At 54.5% G+C, this 18,035-nt stretch carries 19 protein-coding genes; 15 read left to right on the forward strand and 4 right to left on the reverse strand.

All coding sequences use genetic code 11. From position 1 onward, the window contains the following. Positions 1-115 precede the first annotated feature (115 nt). The 7 genes from CFLAV_RS13660 (at position 116) to CFLAV_RS13695 (ending at position 8,491) form a co-directional block, all read left to right on the forward strand. Positions 116-4,597 carry a beta strand repeat-containing protein gene (locus CFLAV_RS13660; RefSeq protein WP_007415329.1) on the forward strand — a complete coding sequence of 1,494 codons (4,482 nt, stop codon included), beginning with the start codon at positions 116-118 and terminating at the stop codon, positions 4,595-4,597. Positions 4,598-5,043: 446 nt separating this feature from the next. Beyond that, on the forward strand, positions 5,044-5,433 hold the full coding sequence (locus CFLAV_RS13670; protein WP_007415330.1) for a hypothetical protein: 390 nt from the start codon (positions 5,044-5,046) through the stop codon (positions 5,431-5,433). A gap of 106 nt (positions 5,434-5,539) precedes the next feature. Next, positions 5,540-5,767, forward strand: a complete 228-nt coding sequence (locus tag CFLAV_RS13675) for a hypothetical protein (protein ID WP_150107407.1) — start codon at positions 5,540-5,542, stop codon at positions 5,765-5,767. A gap of 168 nt (positions 5,768-5,935) precedes the next feature. Further along, positions 5,936-6,616, forward strand: a complete 681-nt coding sequence (locus CFLAV_RS13680) for an alpha/beta hydrolase (protein WP_007415332.1) — start codon at positions 5,936-5,938, stop codon at positions 6,614-6,616. A gap of 214 nt (positions 6,617-6,830) precedes the next feature. Next, entirely contained in the window at positions 6,831-7,382 is a 552-nt protein-coding gene (locus CFLAV_RS13685; protein ID WP_007415333.1) for a P-loop NTPase family protein, read from the forward strand. Between the two features lie 88 nt (positions 7,383-7,470). Further along, entirely contained in the window at positions 7,471-7,872 is a 402-nt protein-coding gene (locus CFLAV_RS13690; RefSeq protein WP_007415334.1) for a hypothetical protein, read from the forward strand. A 130-nt stretch (positions 7,873-8,002) separates the two neighbouring features. Then, positions 8,003-8,491, forward strand: coding sequence for a hypothetical protein (locus CFLAV_RS13695; RefSeq protein WP_007415335.1), 489 nt, complete (start codon positions 8,003-8,005; stop codon positions 8,489-8,491). A gap of 343 nt (positions 8,492-8,834) precedes the next feature. Here the strand turns inward: CFLAV_RS13695 and CFLAV_RS13705 are convergent, their stop codons facing one another. The 3 genes from CFLAV_RS13705 to CFLAV_RS13715 all read right to left on the reverse strand — a co-directional run bounded on the left by CFLAV_RS13705 (position 8,835) and on the right by CFLAV_RS13715 (position 12,024). Then, the gene (locus tag CFLAV_RS13705) at positions 8,835-11,048 is read right to left on the reverse strand and encodes a PAS domain-containing sensor histidine kinase (RefSeq protein WP_050785751.1); all 2,214 of its coding nucleotides are present in this window, start codon (positions 11,046-11,048) and stop codon (positions 8,835-8,837) included. A gap of 133 nt (positions 11,049-11,181) precedes the next feature. Then, positions 11,182-11,316 (reverse strand): hypothetical protein, encoded by a 135-nt coding sequence (locus tag CFLAV_RS36935; protein WP_272941479.1) that lies wholly within the window; start codon positions 11,314-11,316, stop codon positions 11,182-11,184. A 243-nt stretch (positions 11,317-11,559) separates the two neighbouring features. Next, positions 11,560-12,024, reverse strand: coding sequence for a site-specific integrase (locus CFLAV_RS13715; RefSeq protein ID WP_040548687.1), 465 nt, complete (start codon positions 12,022-12,024; stop codon positions 11,560-11,562). Positions 12,025-12,561: 537 nt separating this feature from the next. On the opposite strand from CFLAV_RS13715, the gene CFLAV_RS13725 reads away from it, so the two are divergent. The 3 genes from CFLAV_RS13725 to CFLAV_RS13735 all read left to right on the forward strand — a co-directional run bounded on the left by CFLAV_RS13725 (position 12,562) and on the right by CFLAV_RS13735 (position 14,404). Next, positions 12,562-12,819 (forward strand): hypothetical protein, encoded by a 258-nt coding sequence (locus CFLAV_RS13725; RefSeq protein ID WP_007415340.1) that lies wholly within the window; start codon positions 12,562-12,564, stop codon positions 12,817-12,819. Between the two features lie 96 nt (positions 12,820-12,915). Then, the gene (locus CFLAV_RS13730; RefSeq protein WP_007415341.1) at positions 12,916-13,491 is read left to right on the forward strand and encodes a hypothetical protein; all 576 of its coding nucleotides are present in this window, start codon (positions 12,916-12,918) and stop codon (positions 13,489-13,491) included. Between the two features lie 139 nt (positions 13,492-13,630). Next, the gene (locus CFLAV_RS13735) at positions 13,631-14,404 is read left to right on the forward strand and encodes a hypothetical protein (RefSeq protein WP_040548690.1); all 774 of its coding nucleotides are present in this window, start codon (positions 13,631-13,633) and stop codon (positions 14,402-14,404) included. Here the strand turns inward: CFLAV_RS13735 and CFLAV_RS37610 are convergent. Beyond that, positions 14,381-14,647, reverse strand: a complete 267-nt coding sequence (locus CFLAV_RS37610) for a phage integrase N-terminal SAM-like domain-containing protein (protein WP_343123224.1) — start codon at positions 14,645-14,647, stop codon at positions 14,381-14,383. The genes CFLAV_RS13735 and CFLAV_RS37610 overlap by 24 nt on opposite strands. 228 nt (positions 14,648-14,875) lie before the next feature. Between CFLAV_RS37610 and CFLAV_RS13740 the strand changes: the two genes are divergently transcribed. The 5 genes from CFLAV_RS13740 to CFLAV_RS13765 all read left to right on the forward strand — a co-directional run bounded on the left by CFLAV_RS13740 (position 14,876) and on the right by CFLAV_RS13765 (position 17,974). After that, a complete protein-coding gene (locus CFLAV_RS13740) occupies positions 14,876-15,376 on the forward strand; it encodes an anthrone oxygenase family protein (RefSeq protein WP_040548693.1) in 501 nt (166 codons plus the stop codon). A 176-nt stretch (positions 15,377-15,552) separates the two neighbouring features. Then, the gene (locus CFLAV_RS36940; RefSeq protein ID WP_085998869.1) at positions 15,553-16,002 is read left to right on the forward strand and encodes a type II secretion system protein; all 450 of its coding nucleotides are present in this window, start codon (positions 15,553-15,555) and stop codon (positions 16,000-16,002) included. A 94-nt stretch (positions 16,003-16,096) separates the two neighbouring features. Next, the gene (locus CFLAV_RS13750) at positions 16,097-16,282 is read left to right on the forward strand and encodes an H-X9-DG-CTERM domain-containing protein (RefSeq protein WP_160164578.1); all 186 of its coding nucleotides are present in this window, start codon (positions 16,097-16,099) and stop codon (positions 16,280-16,282) included. 409 nt (positions 16,283-16,691) lie between these two features. Next, a complete protein-coding gene (locus CFLAV_RS13760) occupies positions 16,692-17,438 on the forward strand; it encodes a hypothetical protein (RefSeq protein WP_007415347.1) in 747 nt (248 codons plus the stop codon). Positions 17,439-17,449: 11 nt separating this feature from the next. Next, positions 17,450-17,974 carry a hypothetical protein gene (locus CFLAV_RS13765; RefSeq protein WP_007415348.1) on the forward strand — a complete coding sequence of 175 codons (525 nt, stop codon included), beginning with the start codon at positions 17,450-17,452 and terminating at the stop codon, positions 17,972-17,974. Positions 17,975-18,035 lie beyond the last annotated feature (61 nt).

The raw sequence follows: 18,035 nt of genomic DNA on the forward strand, positions 1-18,035 counted from the left end.
TTCTATATAGTCGGATCATGCCCACAACTCAGAGAGTCAGGTTTGTCGCCTCATGGCGTCATGCAGAGGCCTGTCCTTTGGCGTGGATAGGCAGGAATTAACCAAATAAAGCCGCTTGAAAACCATAATCAATCCGCAGCTGGGGCGCTTCCTCAGATTCAGTACTTTGACCTTGGCCACGTTGGCCGTTTCACCAACCACCGTCACACAGGCTGCCGACTTTTTCTGGTCAGGCAACACGGGTACTTACAACAACGCCGCCAACTGGGGCGGTGCTATCCCTGGCGCGAGTGATAACGCCAACAATGACAACGGCGCCACCAACGTGGTGCAAATCAATCTTGGCGACCCCGATTGGACAATCTCGGATTTGTCCCCGGGCAGCACTGATTCAACCAGCGGAGCTTTTCAGCAGAATGCCCAGACCGTAACCGCCAACGGTTGGTTTCACCTCGGCGCGGGACCCAATTCCACCGGCTTCTACACTCTCAATGGCGGCACCTTGAACGTCTTGAATGGCCGCCTGTTTTTAGGCGAGGGCCCGGGCAGCACCAGCTATCTGACCATCAATGGCGGCGTGCTTAACAAGGCTGGCGATGTCTTCGTTATCGCTGACGGTGGCTGGAACGGCTCCGGAGCGCGCGTCGGCACGGTGACTCAGAATGGCGGCACCGTCAATTCCAGCAGCGAAATCTGGATCGGCCAGGTCGCTCCGGGCGTCGGCTTCTACAATCTCCACGCGGGCGGCACGATCAATTCCACCAACTGGTTCGTCATTGGACGTTCCGGTGGTGAAGGCACGATGAACATGGACGGCGGTTCGATGCTGCAAGTCAGCGGTGGACAACCGGCCTTTATCGTCGCAGACGGAGGAACAGCCACGCTCAACCACAGCGGTGGCACGATCACCACAACCGCAGGCGAGTTCTGGATCGGCAATGGCGGCTCTGGGGTCGGAACCAACAACGTGAGCGGGACTGCAGTATTGAACGTAAACAACTGGCTCGCCATTGGCCGCGGCGGCACGGGCGTATTGAATCTCTCTGGCGGCTCCATCACCAAGACCGGCAACGGCAATATCGTCGTTCCTGGTTCTGGCCTCGGCATTATCAATCAGACTAACGGTTCATTCACCAGCACCAGCGGTGAAGTCTGGCTGCCTGAAAACGGCACCGGCATCTGGAACATGGAAGGCGGCACGGCCAGTATCGGAGTGCTCCGGATCTGTAACAATGGCGGCAGCGCTGGCACGCTCAACCTCGACGGCGGTTCCTTCAGCGCAGCCGAAGTCACGACCGGCAATACTGGTGGTTACAGCACCTTGAGCCTCAATGGCGGCGTATTGATCCCAACCTGGAGCAACCCAAGCTTTCTCCATGACTTGAGCCAGGTGTACGTCGGTGCGGGTGGCGCCATCTTTAATACTGCCGGCTTCGACATCATCGTCCCACAAGCTTTGATGGATAATGGCGGCGGGTTGACCAAGAACGGTGCCGGCACGCTGACGCTCACCGCTGGGAACAGTTACAGCGGTGCAACCATCGTCAACGGCGGCAAGTTGGTGACGACCACCGCGTCCAGCACAGGTGGCGGTTACACTTTGGCGAACAACGCCGGACTCGGCGTGGTCCTTCAGTATGGCAATGCACAACTTAACGTTGCCAGCCTGACGATGTCAGGTCCGACTGCCTCCTCGCTCGATTTCACCCTCAGCAACTTCGGCAATCCATCCGCGGCGCCAATTAATGTCTACGGTGCACTGGCTGTGAACGGCACGGTCACCCTCAACATCGCGGATGACCTGCCTCAAGTGGGACAGTTCCCGTTGATCCAATACAGCAGCCGCACTGGCTCGGGCAACTTCGTCCTTGGTTCACTCCCGGTGGGCATTCAAGCGCACATTGCTACGAACACCTCCTCGATTGACCTCGTCATCACCAGCGCCGGCACTCCTCGTTGGGATGGCACACTTGCAGGTGGCGTCTGGGACATTGACACTACTCTGAACTGGATTGATCAGGGAACACTGGCACCCACGACTTATCGCCAGGGAAATCCAGTGATGTTCAACGATGCCGCCGCCGGCACAACAACGGTCACTCTCAATACCACGGTAAATCCAGGCAAAGTCACCTTCGCCAATAGTGGTCTCGCCTACACGCTCACAGGCACTGGCAAGATCAGCGGCAACACCGGCTTGATCAAGGACGGCACCGGCACGCTGACCATCGCCAATACCGGCGGCAACAACTACATCGGCTCGACCGTCATCTCCAACGGCGTTTTGAGCGTCACCAACCTCGCCAACGGCGGCTCACCCAGTGCCATCGGCGCCTCCTCGGCAAGTCCAGCCAACTTGCTACTCGCCAACGGCATGTTGAGTTACGCTGGACCATCCACCTCGATTAATCGTGGCTACACTATCTCAGGCATCGCCGGTGGGATTGACACTGAGAACAACCTCACATTAAGCGGTATTGCGATGGCAAATCCAGGCAGCGCGTTCATCAAGGCGGGTCCGGCTCAACTTACCTACGCTACTGTTGGCAGCAACGCACTTTCCGGGAGCTCTTCACCCGGGTATCTCGTGCAAAACGGCACAGTGTTCTTCGATGGTTCCAATGGTGGACAGACTAACACAATTCAAGGTGCGCTGGGCGTCGTCGGACTGCCAGGAATTGATGCTGCAGTGGTCTTGACCAACAGCACCTTGATTGTTAACGGTGCCATTGAATTAGGCAACACCAACAGCGCCACAGGCACCCTGACCATCAAGAACGGTGCCGTGCTGAGTGAGCAAGGAAGCCCCATGGCCCTTGGCGATGGTGGCGGAGCTCCGAGCACAGGGCTGGTCAACCAAACCGGTGGCACACTTGAATCGGCCGGTGAACTTTGGCTCGGCCAAGGCGTGTCCGGGATTGGTGCCTACAACCTGAGTGGAGGTGTCATCAATCTCCACAACTGGCTTGCGATCGGTCGCCGCGGTGGGAACGGCACGTTTACCATGACGGGCGGAACTTTCAACAAGAATGCAAACGGCAACTTTATCATTGGTACAGGTGGCGCTGGCAGTTATGGCCTGCTGCAACAGAGCGGCGGCACAATCAACTCACAGAACGAATACTGGCTGGCTGAAAATAGTGGCACTGAAGCAACCAACAACATCAGCGGCAGTGCTGTGCTCAACTTGAGCAACTGGATGTCAATCGGTCGAGGTGGCCACGGCGTCATCAACTTCTCCGGAGGTACGATTAACAAGACTGGTGGTGGAAACTTTATCGTCGGTGACGGCGGTAATGGCTATTTCAACCAGACCGGCGGCACGCTCACGTCGGCCAACGACTTGTGGATTGGCCAGTCGGGAAGCGGCACCGGCCAATATGACTTAAGCGCCGGTTCGGTTACCATTAACGGCTGGTTGGCAGTGGGTCGCGAAGGTGGCACCGGAACATTGAACATCAGTGGCGGATCGATGACCAAGGGTGGTAGTGGTGGCAACATCTCCATCGCCCACGGCGGAGGCACTGGCACCATCAACCAGACCGGTGGTGCGTTTGCGAGCACGGTCGGCGAGACATGGATTGGCGAAGATTCAAACACGGGTACGTGGAATCTGAGTGGTGGCACGGCGACCTTCGGCATGGTTCACCTGGCACAAAATGCCAGCGCATCGGGTGTTGTTAACCTGAACGGTGGCACGTTCACTGCGACTGAGTTGACCACTGGTAATACCGGTGCCACCAGCACTCTGAACCTCAACGGCGGCACCCTGGCTGCAGGCGCCAATAACACAAACTTCCTGCATGACATCACTGCGGCAAATGTCCTGGCTGGCGGTGCCGTCATCGACAGCGGCACGAGTGTGATCGGCGTCAGTCAAGCCTTGCTCGATGGTGGTGCCAATGGCGGTCTGACGAAGAAGGGCACTGGCACACTGCGGTTGAACGGAGTCAACACTTACACCGGCCAAACTTTGGTGACGGCCGGTGCATTGGGTGGCTCGGGAACAATCGCCGGTCCGGTGAACGTTGCTTCCGGCGCGACACTTGCCCCGGGCGCTCCCATTGGAACGCTGACCATTAACAACGCGCTGACCTTGTCAGCGGGCAGTTCGACACTGATGGAAATCAGCCTGGATGGAGGCGTGACCACGCAAGACCAGGTGGCAGGGTTGAGCGCAGTGACCTACGCTGGTTCGTTGGTAGTCACCAATGCTGGCACCAACGCATTCGTTAGCGGCAGCGTCTTCAAGCTGTTCAACTCCTCTACTGCGGGCAGCGGCAACTTCACTTCGGTTACCATCCTGCCGGTCGGCACGGGCACGTTCAATCCCGCCACGGGTGAGTTGACTGTCACTTCATCCGCTCCTCCAGTGGTAAATCCGATCAAGGTTTCCGGTGGCAACCTGATCTTCACCGGCACTGGTGGCACTCCTGGCGGCAGTTATACATGGCTCACCTCCATCAACGTGGCGGCACCGTTGTCAACCTGGACGACGAACACCGTCGGTGTGTTTAGCGGCACCGGCACGTTCTCGAATGCCATCCCAATCGTGACATCCGAGGCCACCCGGTTCTTCCAGTTGAAAACGCCGTAATTGGTTCCTGGTTTACTCAAGCCCTGAGCGTCGCGTGACGTTCAGGGCTTTTTGATTTCAGGGGATGATCCATTTGGAGGTTCTTGTCAGCAAAATGCACCGTTGTCGGAACTACACAAGGAGGCATTAAACGCTTGATTCCGGGTATTGGCGGTGACATGGTTTTGAGCAAGCGCCGTGAGGAATCGTTCCCATTTGAGTTCGCTTGGGCAAGTGAGGCGGCAGTGTTTGAAGATAATTGCAGTATCACCTGAGCCAGCCGCAGTAAATCTGTTTGGTGTTCAATGCAGGATGCTTTCGCCGAATGACAGCTGACAATGTTTTCATTGCCTGAGCGGTAGTCATGGGGTGATATTGCACTCGAAAAATGGTTCATATTTTGGAATGATTGCGACACGTGTCGCATATTGATTGTTGGGCTCTAAGAAACCTCCGAAATTAAAAACATGAGAAACTACCTCGTAACGGTAGCCAGCCTTACGGCCTGCTTGGCTCTCTGCGTCTCTTGCCGGACGAACGCGCCAAAGCTAGCTCCCCACTCCGATGGCCAGGTGGTCCACTCGAGCAAGTCCGGTGAGACCTCCATTACAACCCTGCTCGATACGCTCAACGCGACGAACCGCACCGAGTTGCCGGGCGGGACACAGCTCTTCTACTTCACCTTCGAGGGCCATCAGGGCGGCAAAGATTTCTATACCGTCGGCATTCGCTATCCGCTCGGCCGGCCTGATGAGGTTGCTGTGACGCGACGGGTTGCGTATGACGGCAAGCGCGTCGAGGTATCGCTGGGAGAGGACGACACAGTAGTCATAGAGCCTCGGAAAGGCGCAAAATAAAGCCCAACCACCGCGTGCAGGCGACGCCGGATTGCGCCTTGCTGTTTATCGTTGCTCAGGTATTCGGTGGAGGCTAGTGGCAGGACATTTGGCATTGATCCTTGGTTTGAAACCCAACGAGCCTCTGGGTGAGACAGCATTGGGGCCAGCCATCACACATAAAGCAGGTGGTGGTGACATGGTTTTGAGCAAGCGCCGTGAGGAATTGTTCCCGTTTGAGTTCGCCGGGTATGTGAGGCGGCAGTGTTTGAAAATCACTGCAGTGTCGCTGGAGGCAGTCGCAGTAAATCTGTCCGGTGTTCAATGCGAGATGCTTTCGCCGAATGACAGCTGAAGATGTTTTCAGCGCGGTAGTCATGGGGCGATACAGTACTCGAAATATTGTTCGTATATTGGAATTATTGCGACACGCGTCGCCTATTGTTTGTTAGGCGTTATCACCACTCGCGAATGATCTTAAAGTATGCAAGTATGATGAAACCAAAGATCAAAGGAGACAAATATGCCAAAGACAAAAAAGAGTATCGTATTCTGCCATGGGCTCTGGGCCGATGGCTCGTGCTTCAGTAAGCTGATCGTTCCCCTGCAGGCGGAGGGCTATGAATGTATTGCGGCGCAGTACGGCTTGAACACAACGGCGGAGGATGTTGCCGCAGCGAAAGAAACGATAGGCCGGGTAAGTGGTCCCGTTATCCTCGTCGGCCACTCCTACGGCGGAAGTGTCATTACCGGCGCCGGAACCGACGATCGTGTTGTCGGACTGGTTTACATCGCCGCGCTCGCGCCGGATGCCGATGAAACATCTCAGACGCAGCAGGCTAAGTTTCCGGGGACCGACGTCTTTTCCCAAATAGAAGTCGTGGATGGACGTATCTGGCTGCGGCCGGAGGGCACAAAGTACTTCTGCGGCGACCTCTCGGAGGAAGAGCAGAAGCTCGTTTGGGCGACCCAGGGCGCGCCGAAACCCGACCTATTCGAGGCGAAAGTCGGGGGTACTGCCTGGAAGTCGAAGCCGAGCTGGTACATCGTCGCCAAGAAGGACCATACGGTGCATCCCGATCTAGAGCGAGCCATGGCAGAGCGCATGGGCGCGACTACCTATGAGGTTGCCAGCAGCCACGTGCCAATGCTTTCCCAGCCAGGCTTCGTGCTCGACGTGATCCGGAAGGCCGCAGGCGCCTAACCAAGCGCGAGCCTGTGTGAAAACTCAGGAAAACAGCAGTAGCCGGATCCATTTGCAATGAGTTACAAGATTGTATCAACGACTTACAAAAGCGGTTTGGAGTTTTCACACGGGCTCGCGCTGCAGCGAACGGCGGCATCGCATCACTGTTGCAATCGGCGAGCCTTGTGGCCGCCGTCGCTGAGCTTGGGTCGTTAGGCGTTTCTCGTGCACCTTGAAGTCACGCATTCACATCATCGGAGGTCCGGGCAGTGGCAAGTCATACGTTGCCGCGAAGTTGGCAGAGCGGTTCGGTGTTCTTGCTTGCAACCTTGACGACCTTTTTTGGGATAGCACGGCTTCCCACTACGGAGTTCGCGCCGACGCCTCGGAGCGCGACCGGAAGTTGGCGGCCATTGTTTCCCGCGACGGCTGGATTGTTGAGGGTGTTTATTATCAGTGGCTCGCTCCGAGTTTTGATGCAGCCGATGTCATCGTTGCTTTGACGCCTTCGATTTGGGTTCGCCATTGGCGGGTAGTCAGGCGATTTGTGCTGCGCAAGCTTGGTCGGATTCCATCCAAGCGCGAGTCATTGGCAGGCCTTTGGCATTTGCTTCGTTGGAGTCACGCCTACGACAGAGATAATCTCGTGCGAGCGCACAGGTTCATAGTGGAGCATGGCCGCGAGTTGATTACTTGCCGGACATTGGACGAAGTTCTCAGAGCGACCGAAGCGCCTAACACGGCGCTGGAGCCAGCGGCCACTGTCCCTCCAGTTTTCGGTTGAGCTATGAAATTTGAGAGTCCAGATTGCATTCGGAGCTTGGCCGCCAGTGGCCGTGGCTCAGCTTCGGATCGTTGGGCGGAGCAACATCATGACACGGAACATCCCAGCTGAGTTAGAGACGAGCATCAATCGGCAGGTGCTCAGTCATCTAGACGGCCTGTCTGCGCATTCTGATGTCGCTGGCGCCCTGAGTGCGGCGTTGAAGCCGCTGGGAGATGTCCAGATGTTTTGTCCCGATTGGCAACAGTATCGCTACGTGGTTGCTTCCACCAAGGGTATCATCATGGCGTTTGCCGTCGGGATGGACACGACCGCATTCCGATTGGATGAGCGCATGAAGGCTCGTGCCCTTGCCAGCGGAGGCATGCCGTATCCCGAATGCGGCGATCACTGGGTATCGTTTACGCTTTTCCGAGCTGATTGGCCCAAGATTGATCTTGAGTTCTGGGCACGGAAAGCTTACGTCGCCGCACGAGAACTCGAACGATGAGAACTCCCAACAAGGGCGCTGCAGCGAACGGCGGCGGGCCGTCGCGGTTGCCATCGGCGCGAGCTCTTCAACCGGCCCGCGCGCAGACCATGAATAACTTCGGATTACCTATATCTAGTCGTTAGGCCGCATGACCATTATGCACGCAGAACCAAGGCTAAAAACCTATCGCGTAATCAGTCCCGGAGTCCAGATATTTGGATTGGCGCTTTGCGTGGCACTGACGGCTGTTGCCATTCGCATTCCGGACTGGATTCCACGCATTTGCGGCTTCTTCACAGGCTTTGTTGCTCTGTTGCTGCTTTTCTTTCGCGAAACCCGGATTGATATTCAGCGCGGCGTGGTTGTCGAGGTTTGCCGGATTCTGGGCGTGATTCCGTTCTCCCGACGGGAGCGCAGGATGCAGGAGTATGCAGGTATTTCGTGTCACTGTTCGTCCGGAGTTACTAACGATATTTCAGATACATGGACGGTGGCGCTGCATCCGCGTTCTGGACGAGCGGTGGCGCTGTGTCAATTTTCCGTAACGACCGGCAGTAAGGACTGCCCTAAAGCACGAGCTTTTGCGTGCGAGCTTTCCAGAGAGACGGGATTGGAGTTGATTGATTATGTGGCCTAACCATGCGCTGCAGCGACCGGCGGCATCGGGCTGTGGTTGCAATCGCCGCGTCTCTCGTGGCCGCCGTCGTTGAGCCTGGGTCGTTAGGCCGCTATCACATCGCACAACCATCAATCACATCAGACTATAAAGTTTCATGCCGATGTGGGAGGGGGTGAAGCCGAGTGCCTGGTAGAAGTCCTGGGCTTCGGAGCGGGCGGCGTTGGTGGTGAGTTGGACCATGTGGCGGGATTGGCAGACGCGCCAGATTCAGGTTCTAGTAACATCGTACAGGTTCAAGTCCTGTCGTGGGCACCACCACTCCTTCAACTCGGAGATTACCTGGCTCGCAGCAGTTCTTTTTTCAACCGGTGGAAAGGTTCTGTTCATTGTCAGAATCATTGGCTTTTTTAAGGGTAAACCAAAACCGGCTTCCTTGATCGGGTTGTGATTCAACTCCAATCTCTCCCCCCATTCGTTCAACCGCCTTTTTAACAATTGTCAGTCCGATGCCAGTGCCTTCAAACTTTTTGTCTGCATGCACCCCACCGAACATCTCGAAAATTCGATGGTAATGCGCGGAGTCGATGCCGATGCCATTATCCTCAAACCATATACGAACGAATCCTTCTGTTTGGTCGGCATGTATGTTTATTTCAGGCGTTACGCCCGGCACAACAAACTTAACGGCATTGCTGAGCAGATTGGAAATGACCTGGCTTAGGAACACTTCGTGCCCAAGCACCCTGGGCAGGGAACCTTTAATGGTGATAATTGCTTTGGGTGTTTGCAGAGCCGGGTAAGTATGACGGACGTCAGCGATCAATGTTTCCATATCCACCGGATGAAGGATCAAAGGTTCCTTGGCGACTTTGCTGTAAGTAAGCACTGCCTGAATGAGCAAATCCATTCTGGTCGCAGATTTATAAATTCGATCCAGGTATTGCTGAGCTGCTTCTGGAAGATCCTGTTTGTGGTCTTCGAGTAAAGTGGTGGCATAGCCCTGCATCGCCCGAAGGGGGGCTCGCATATCATGGGAAACACTGTAGGAAAACGCTTCAAGTTCGCCTATTTTTTCGCGCAATTCTGCAGTGCGTTCCTCCACCGTGGCCTCCAGAGTGGAGGCATGGTGTTGCAACTCCTGCTGTGCTTTCCGCAGGGCTTCCTCGACCCGCTTGCGCCGAACCCATTGCGCCAGGCCATCCGCAATGGGGGCCAGTTCGGTCATCACATTTTCGCTCAATGGGTGGCGCGCAAACATCGCCATTACTCCCAGCGCCTTTCCCTCCAAGACCAGCGGGTATCCCGCAAAAGCGACCATGCCTTCTCTCCGTGCCCAGACTGGGTCGCTGATGTTTGGATCGTGAAGAACGTCATTTGTCAGAAGTGGTTGATGGTTTTGCGCGATACGCCCAATTTTGTATTCTCCGATTTTTACCCGTCCGTGTGGCCCGTTCAGATGGGTGTAAATGCCCGCGCTTGCCTGCAGTTCCAAAACGCTTTCTGCTTCATTCACCGTCCAGATCCGGGCAAAGGCCGCGTCAAGCTGTGTAACCAAAGCCTGGGAACAACGTTGTAGAACACTCTGCGAGTTTTCGCTCCCGGCCAGTGCGATGCCGATGTCTGCCCGCAATGCCGCGAGCCGCGCCCGTTCGACCAATGCCTTTTCCTCCTGCTTGCGTTCAGTGATGTCGCGCAACGTGGCAGTGAAGATGGGCGGCTCGCTGTGTGCGATACGGCAGATGGATAATTCCACGGGGAATTCCTGTCCGTCGGCGCGTAACGCAGGCATTTCAATGCGTTTGCCGAGAACCGGTCCTTCGCCAGTGGCAAGATAGCGGGATAAGCCTTCGTAGTGGCGCTGGCGAAGCCGCTCAGGGATTATCAGTTCGGCGATAGGTCTGCCAAGAATGTCGTCGCGACGATAGCCGAAAATTCTTTCCGCCGCCGGATTGAAGTCTGAAACCTTTCCTTTGTGATCCATCGTAATGATGGCATCGAGCGCGACATTGAGAATGGCGGAGAACTGATCACGACTTCGGCGCAAGGCCGCTTCCACGCTGCGTCGCCCGGTCACATCATGAAAAACCATGACTGCACCTGAACATCCTCCAGTGGCGTCCCGAATTGGCGCGGCGCTATCTTCAATGGCTGTTTCCCTGCCATCCCGGGCAATCAAGGTGGCATGATCGGCCGGGCCGACAATGACTCCTATCTTCAGAACTTTGTGAACGGGATTCGTGACCGGCTGGCGAGTCTGCTCATTAATGATGTTGAAAACTTTTTCCACGAGCTGACCAGTTGCCTCGCTGGATTTCCAGCCGGTCATCGTTTCCGCCACGGGATTAAGAAAGGTGACCTTGCCTTCGGTATCAGCCGTGATGACAGCGTCGCCGATGCTGGAGAGGGCGACTTGAAAGCATTCGCGTTGTTGGGCGAGTTCCTTCGTTCTCTCTTCCAGACTTGCCCTGGCCTGGAGAAGTTCGGCCTCGGCACGGTCACGTGCGAGCGTGGTGCTTCCGGCGTTCTGTAAAGCAACCGAACGCAGCATCTTTTCTTCGTTTTCTGGTGTGTCCACTCAGCTCGCCTTGATTATACCGAATGCCAAAATTAATTTCCGAAATGGGAAAAAGAACCGGAATGAAAGCAGACAATAAGCCTGATGAAAGTAGAGACTCAAAAAGTCATGATCCTGGAGGCGAGGAAATTCGTTAGTCGTTGGGAGCAGGGTGCTTTTGATTTGAGGCGGCGTTGTCGGCCTGGTCGCTATCAAAGGATAGCGCCTGCGGCCTCCGCCTTGCCTCAAACCAAAATCCCTCCTGCCATTCGGAAATTTCTTTCGGCATTCGGTATAATTCCTCCGCCAGCGTGGTGCTGACCGCTTCACGGTATTCTGGATTGCCTCGTTAAGTAGTGGGTCCAAGCCCGCGTCCTCGCGGTTTCCATTCCTTACTGCCTCAATCAGTGTGAGATGTCTGGGAATGCTGTCGATTGGCTCGGTCGGGATGGTCATAGACTAAACGCTATTTTGCGCATGTTAAATTTAGCAGCGGTTTGATGCCAATTCCAGAAGCTTTGTGGGTTGGTTCTCAGGTGGCTATTAAATTGAGTCGGGGAAGCTTCGATAAATCATAGGTGTCTGGGGATAGGCCGTTTCTGGTGTGGAGATTTTCGGAAGCCACTTGAGATAAAGTTTCATGCCGGTGTGGGAGGGGGTGAAGCCAAGGGCTTTGTAGAAGTCCTTGGCTCCGGAGCGGGACGCGCAGGCCGCAACCATACAGCAGGCGGACCACCAGACTCGTGGCAAAATCGCCTCCGGCCTGCACGGTTTTTATGAGCAACAAAGTGTCTTCATGGTTCGGGGCGCGTCGGAGCTGACTCGGACGCCTTGCCCGCAACGCCTGAATGTTCTTCAATTGCACCTCCATCGCCTCCTTGTAGAAGAAAAGGATGGCGTTAAGCGCTTGATTCCGGATGCTGGCGGTGACAGGGTTTTGAGCAAGCGCCGTGAGGAATCGTTCCCGTTTGAGTTCGCCGGGCAAATGAGGCGGCAATGTTTGAAGGTCGTTGCAGCATCGCTTGATGCCAGCCGCAGTAAATCTGTTCGGTATTCAATGCAAGATGCTTTCGCCGCATGACGGCTGACAATGGTTTCAGTGCCTGAGCGGTAGTCATGGGGCGATATCAGCACTCGAAATATTGTTCGTATTTTGGAATGATTGCGACACGTGTCGCATATTGATTGTTAGGCGACAGCACACGCGTATGGACCAAACCAGTTTCTCACTTCTTGTCGGACTACTTTTTGGTTCTCATGTTGGGGCGTTTGGTTTGCACAGGCTCACAGGATGGAGCTTGTGGATTACATATCCGACAGGTGGTTTGGTGGGTTTGATTCTTTTTGCGGTAGCCACGTTTCTTTTCATAGAGTGTATAGGCCGCTTGATAGCTGCCCGACGGCGGAAGGAGTAATGGAGATGACGAGAAGACCGCAGCCAAACCATGCGCTGCAGCGAACGGCGGCGGGCCGTCGCCGTTGCAATCGGCGCGTCTCATGGCCGCCGTCGCTGAAGTTCGGTCGTTAGGCATTTATGAGGCATCGAAACGATTTCTTAAATGACTTAGGACGGCTCATTTGTTTAGTCGTTGGCACATTTTGTAGTCTTTATGCGATCCGCTCCGTTCACGATAGAAAGCTCAATGTAACATTTGGCCACAATACTAAGGATGCCGTTGTTACTCAGGTGACCGATCCTGTCGTGTTTTGGGGGATAGTGATCTTCATGTCGCTGATAGCAGCAGCTCTGTTTTATTGTGCTTTTTTTGCGAAAGACGGACCAAATGCCTGACAAGTCGCCGGAGCCAACCGCCGTTGGCGCTGGCCGTTCCGCTGTCGCGGTTCACGCCACGAGCCGGCAGTGGCTCAGCTTTTTTCGTTAGACATCATGAGCACGCAACTTCATGGCACGTGGCGCTGGGTCAAGCAGATTGACCGCGCTGGCAAGGAAGACACTACTCCGATGCCCGCGCCGCCAAATTATACCTTCAATCCCGACGGCTCGGCGTCCTGGAACGCTCCCGGTGGCGCGAAGCTGCCAATGCGCTGGAAGATAGTAGATGGACGACTTCAGATCGGAGGAGCGCGCGGTGAGAAGGGACAGAGCACCCAACGGTTCGAGCTGCCAGACCCTAACACTTTGGTTCTTTTCGACAAGCATGACCGCCGTGGTGTATTCGAGAGAGTCCCAGACGCAGAGCTGAAGGAGAGTTGGGTTGTGAAGATTGCGCGCGGCGGCAAGCAAGTTGATTACGAGGATGGCAAGCAGACGTGTCGTTTCGATGTTGAGTTACGGGCGGGAGGTCGGTGGCTTATTCATGCTTATCGCTGGACCGGCGCAGACGGGCGAGTGCATGTGAGCACTGGTGAGACTCAGTCTGTGATCATTCCAAGAGTTGTGGATTATTTACACATGGGCGGCTGGAAAGGTCGGGTGGAGGTGCTTTCTGAGCCACGAGTATGATTCGCATGATGTCTAACAAGAAAAGGAATGTAGATAACCCGGAGCGAAGCGGAGGGTTGTCTGCATTCCCGGGTTGAACGAAGCTGCGGGAGAGTTTTAGCGGGTCGTACGAAGCGAGGAGTTGCTTTGCGGAAAGTATTTGCGGGCAGGATTTCCAGGCGACCTGGGTGGCAGGTTGAGTGCGGCGGCAAGTCCAGAGCAGGCGCAGGAAGTTAAGCGCCGGATGCGCGACCAGTCCATTTCTAAAGGCTTGATTTTGGGTGCTGGCGGAGACATGGTTTTGAGCAAGCGCCGTGAGGAATTGTTCCAGTTTGAGTTCGCTGGGCAAGTGAGGCGGCAGTGTTTGAAGATAATTTCAGTATCGCTTGAGCCAGCCGGAAAATTACTGATCTTAACTATGAAAAGGATGATTCTGATCTCTGCTGTTTTGATCTGGTGCAGTATCGTTGCAGCAAAATTGGGAGAGACTGTCGCTCAAGTCGAAACCCGCTATGGTAAGCCAACCAACATTTTCAAAGACCCATACTCCGAGTGGCGAACGTACGAATATCAGGGTTACGGAGTCATGGTGGATTATATCGAGGGAAAAGATCTGTCCGAACAGTTTTTTTTCGAAGAAAAGCACAAAATAACCGACGCTGAATGCATAGCTTTGGCAAAGGAAATTACAGGAGTTACGAACGTAGAATGGAAGCTCAAGATAAATGCATCTGAACCTCGTCGGAAAGTATGGGAAGCAGAGACCAGCAGCGCATATTTTGACAGGTTCAGTGATGGCACTGCTCAATTAACAATAAACGGAAAGGCGTTTAAAGATTGGCTACTCGCTACCAATATCAAGAAGGACGAGGAGAAGAAGAAAGCAAGGTTAAAGAGGATCGAGGAGGATTTAAAGAAACCGGTCAAATATTAAGCCATGACCGGGTTGTGTACTTCCTATTACCTCACTCGATAGAAAAGGGGGCAAACCAAAAAAGGGGTCAGTGAGGTCCAAAGTATTGACACAAGTCGCACCCTTCGCATTCTCTGCTTCATGATGCCTGCACCTCCTATAGAAGAAAAGGATGGCATTAAACGCTTGATTCTGGGTGCTGGCGAAGACATGGTTTTGAGCAAGCGCCGTGAGGAATCGTTCCAGTTTGAGTTCGCTGCGCAAGTGAGGCGGCAGTGTTTGAAGATAATTTCAGTATCGCTTGAGCCGTAGTAAATCTGTGCGGTGTTCAATGCAAGATGCTTTCGCCAAATGACAGCTGACAATGTTTTCAGCGCGGTAGTCCTTGTTCGTATATCGGAATTATTGCGACACGCGTCGCATATTGATTGTTAGGTGTTCAGCGTGGCCAAGGAGTCACGCGTGGATAGCTGTTGGAATCGAGAGAACATCATGAGAAAAATCTGCATATTTGCATCCTTGGCGTTGATGGCCGCTGTGCTTAGCGTGAATGTCTACAACTCGATCGTCGACGCGAGGAGCTGGAGCGCCAACATTCCAGATTCGATTCTCACAGCGAGAATCTACTTCAAGACCGTCAACCCAGGAACATTTTTCCGGACGGCTTCGCCGTTCAATCAGCTTCTGGCGTTAGCCGCTCTGGTTGCTTGTTGGAAGTTCGGAAGGAAGGTAAGGCTGTATTTCGGACTGGCGTTCCTGCTCGCGGTGCTGACGGACGCCCTGACCTTTGCCTATTTCTATCCCCGGAATGAAATTTTGTTCCTCGCCGCCCAGTCGAACGCTGATGTGTTCACTAAAATCTGTTCCGAGTGGAGCACCATGAACTGGGTAAGAAGCATCATACTCGCATTCGGGCTTGTCTGTTCGATGAAGGGTCTCGACGCATATTACGTAAAGGCACAACCCCGCACCAAGTCAATGGATGGAACGTGAACCTTATGTCAATCGTGGCCTGGACACCTAACCATGCGCTGCAGCGAACGGCGGCGGGCCGTCGCGCTTGCAATCGGCGCGCCTCGTGGCCGCCGTCGCTGAGCTTGGGGCGTTAGGCCGCAACCTTGTCACAAAGCCGTAATTCAACGATCATGGAGCCGACAACGTGTATGCAAATGCAAAGAGGTGGTCGCGACGGGTTCACGCTCGTTGAACTTTTGGTCGTAATCGCAATCATCGGAATTCTGGCCGCGCTACTGCTGCCAACGGTTTCTAAAGGCAAGGCCAGAGCGCAACAAATTTACTGCGTCAACAATTTACGTCAAATCGGGGTGGGCTTGCACACGTTCCTCGCAAACGACCACGGTTATCCCGTGAGGTTTGCAAGCACAAATGAGAACTACAATAGCAGGTTTTGGTGTGGCCAATTAGCACGGGATGGGTTTGGTGACTCTCACCTTGAAACAAATTATTTTCTAAGAGGAGTATGGGTATGCCCGTCAGCCACTTGGCTGCTTCCCCCAGGACCAAGATTGTCCTACGGGTACAACTCAGACGAATACTCAGAGAACTTGTTGCGGAGGAACCCAACCAACCAATTCGGCCTTCAGGGCCATCCGGGTTGAGGGTGCACCGGATAGTTACAAACCAATAGCTGAGTCAGAAGTGTTTGCTCCAAGCGAAATGATGGCAGTCGGAGATTTCATTCAAGGAGATTTCATGCGAAAGAGTTTGGTCGAGTTAGAAAAGTACGGAAACATGAGCACGCGTCATCATGGCAAAGCCAACGTGGTGTTTTGCGACGGCCACGTTGAATCGCCGACGCTGAAATTTCTTTTTGAAGATACCAGCGACGCAGCTTTGGTGCGTTGGAACCGCGACCATCAGCCCCATCGTGAAAAATAATGTGGCCTAACAAGAAAAGGAATGTAGATAACGCGGAGCGAAGCGGAGGGTTGTCTGCATTCCCGGGTTGAACGAAGCTGCGGGAGAGTTTTAGCGGGTCTTGCGAAGCGAGGAGTTGCTTTGCGGAAAGTATTTGCGGGCAGGATTTCCAGGCGGCCTGGGTGGCAGGATGAGTGCGGCGGCAAGTCCAGAGCGGGCGCAGGAAGTTAAGCGCCGGATGCGCGACCAGTCCATTTCTAAACGCTTGATTCCGGGTGCTGGCGGTGACAGGGTTTGAGCAAGCGCCGTGAGGAATCGTTCCAGTTTGAGTTCGCTGGGCAAGTGAGGCGGCTCGAAATATTATTCGTATATTGGAATGATTGCGACACGTGTCGCATGATAATTGTTAGCCGACTATGCCACACCACACATGAACGCAACATCACAAGAACCCCAAACCGTCATCGTCACGACGAAAAATACGGCATCGCTGACACTCGGCATCATTGCGCTCGTAGTCGGAGTGTTGTCGTTGCTCGTGGGCTGGATTCCATTTCTCGGACTCCTTGCCATTCCGGTGGCGATCATCGGTTTGTTGCTTGCGGGCATTGGTTTTGTGATTGCGCTGTTCAAGAGTGGCAAGGGCATCGGAATGCCGTTGCTCGGCGGGGTTATCTGCGTTGGCGCTTTAGTCCTTCCGATTCTTTCCACGGGCGGCACTTCGGCGGCGATTACGAGGGCCGTGGAGGAGTCATCCAGGAAGTCCAGATCTTCCACATCTCAGAAGAAGGTCCAAGAAGATGAGGAGACGAAGGCGAAGACCGCATACATTCAGGAGCACCTCTCTCTCTACGATGTGCAGGCGCGTTACATGGATTCGATTCTCGACGGGAAAGTTCCAGGCGTGCTTTTCAAGCTGCGCAACACTGGAGACAGAGATTTGGAGATGGTGAAGGTCACAGTTCTTTTCAAGGACGCCACTGGAGCAGTGATTCACGAGGAGGACTACACTCCAGTTCTCGTATCTAAGTATTCACTCCGAGACAATAAGCCGCTCAAGGCTGGTTACGTTTGGCAGATGGAGAGTGGGAAGTTTTACTCTGCTAAGTCAGTTCCCACCGAGTGGAAGGAGGGAGCAGTAGATGCGAAGATTTCAGATGTCAGATTTACCAAATAAGTCGCCTAACCATGCGCTGCAGCGAACGGCGGCGGGCCGTCGCGGTTGCCATCGGCGCGAGCTCTTCAACCGCCCGCTCGCAGACCATGAATAACTTCGGATTACCTATATCTGGCGTTGGGCGGAGTAACACCATGACACGGAGCATCCCATCCGAACTAGAGACGAGCATCAATCGGCAGGTGCTCAGTCATCTAGACGGCCTGTCTGCGCATTCTGATGTCGCTGGCGCCCTGAGTGCGGCGTTGAAGCCGCTGGGAGATGTCCAGATGTTTTGTCCCGATTGGCAACAGTATCGCTACGTGGTTGCTTCCACCAAGGGTATCATCATGGCGTTTGCCGTCGGGATGGACACGACCGCATTCCGATTGGATGAGCGCATGAAGGCTCGTGCCCTTGCCAGTGGAGGCGTGCCGTATCCCGAATGCGGCGATCAGTGGGTATCGTTTACGCTTTTCCGAAATGATTGGCCCAAGATTGATATTGAGTTCTGGGCCCGGAAAGCTTACGTCGCCGCGCGAGAACTCGAACGATGAGAATGCCCAACAAACCGGATGCAGTGAACCCCGCGATTGCGTCCCGGTTGCATTTCGAATA

This window comes from Pedosphaera parvula Ellin514 (assembly GCF_000172555.1).
Classification (GTDB): Bacteria; Verrucomicrobiota; Verrucomicrobiia; order Limisphaerales; family Pedosphaeraceae; genus Pedosphaera.

Bases quoted from the DNA above. Each gene is read 5' to 3' on its own strand.
- CFLAV_RS13670 (WP_007415330.1), top strand. From the start codon at position 5,044: ATGAGAAACTACCTCGTAACGGTAGCCAGCCTTACGGCCTGCTTGGCT.
- CFLAV_RS13680 (WP_007415332.1), top strand. From the start codon at position 5,936: ATGCCAAAGACAAAAAAGAGTATCGTATTCTGCCATGGGCTCTGGGCC.
- CFLAV_RS13690 (WP_007415334.1), top strand. From the start codon at position 7,471: ATGACACGGAACATCCCAGCTGAGTTAGAGACGAGCATCAATCGGCAG.
- CFLAV_RS13695 (WP_007415335.1), top strand. From the start codon at position 8,003: ATGACCATTATGCACGCAGAACCAAGGCTAAAAACCTATCGCGTAATC.
- CFLAV_RS36935 (WP_272941479.1), bottom strand. From the start codon at position 11,316: ATGCCGAAAGAAATTTCCGAATGGCAGGAGGGATTTTGGTTTGAGGCA.
- CFLAV_RS13725 (WP_007415340.1), top strand. From the start codon at position 12,562: ATGAGGCATCGAAACGATTTCTTAAATGACTTAGGACGGCTCATTTGT.
- CFLAV_RS13730 (WP_007415341.1), top strand. From the start codon at position 12,916: ATGAGCACGCAACTTCATGGCACGTGGCGCTGGGTCAAGCAGATTGAC.
- CFLAV_RS13740 (WP_040548693.1), top strand. From the start codon at position 14,876: ATGAGAAAAATCTGCATATTTGCATCCTTGGCGTTGATGGCCGCTGTG.
- CFLAV_RS36940 (WP_085998869.1), top strand. From the start codon at position 15,553: ATGCAAAGAGGTGGTCGCGACGGGTTCACGCTCGTTGAACTTTTGGTC.
- CFLAV_RS13750 (WP_160164578.1), top strand. From the start codon at position 16,097: ATGCGAAAGAGTTTGGTCGAGTTAGAAAAGTACGGAAACATGAGCACG.
- CFLAV_RS13760 (WP_007415347.1), top strand. From the start codon at position 16,692: ATGAACGCAACATCACAAGAACCCCAAACCGTCATCGTCACGACGAAA.
- CFLAV_RS13765 (WP_007415348.1), top strand. From the start codon at position 17,450: ATGCGCTGCAGCGAACGGCGGCGGGCCGTCGCGGTTGCCATCGGCGCG.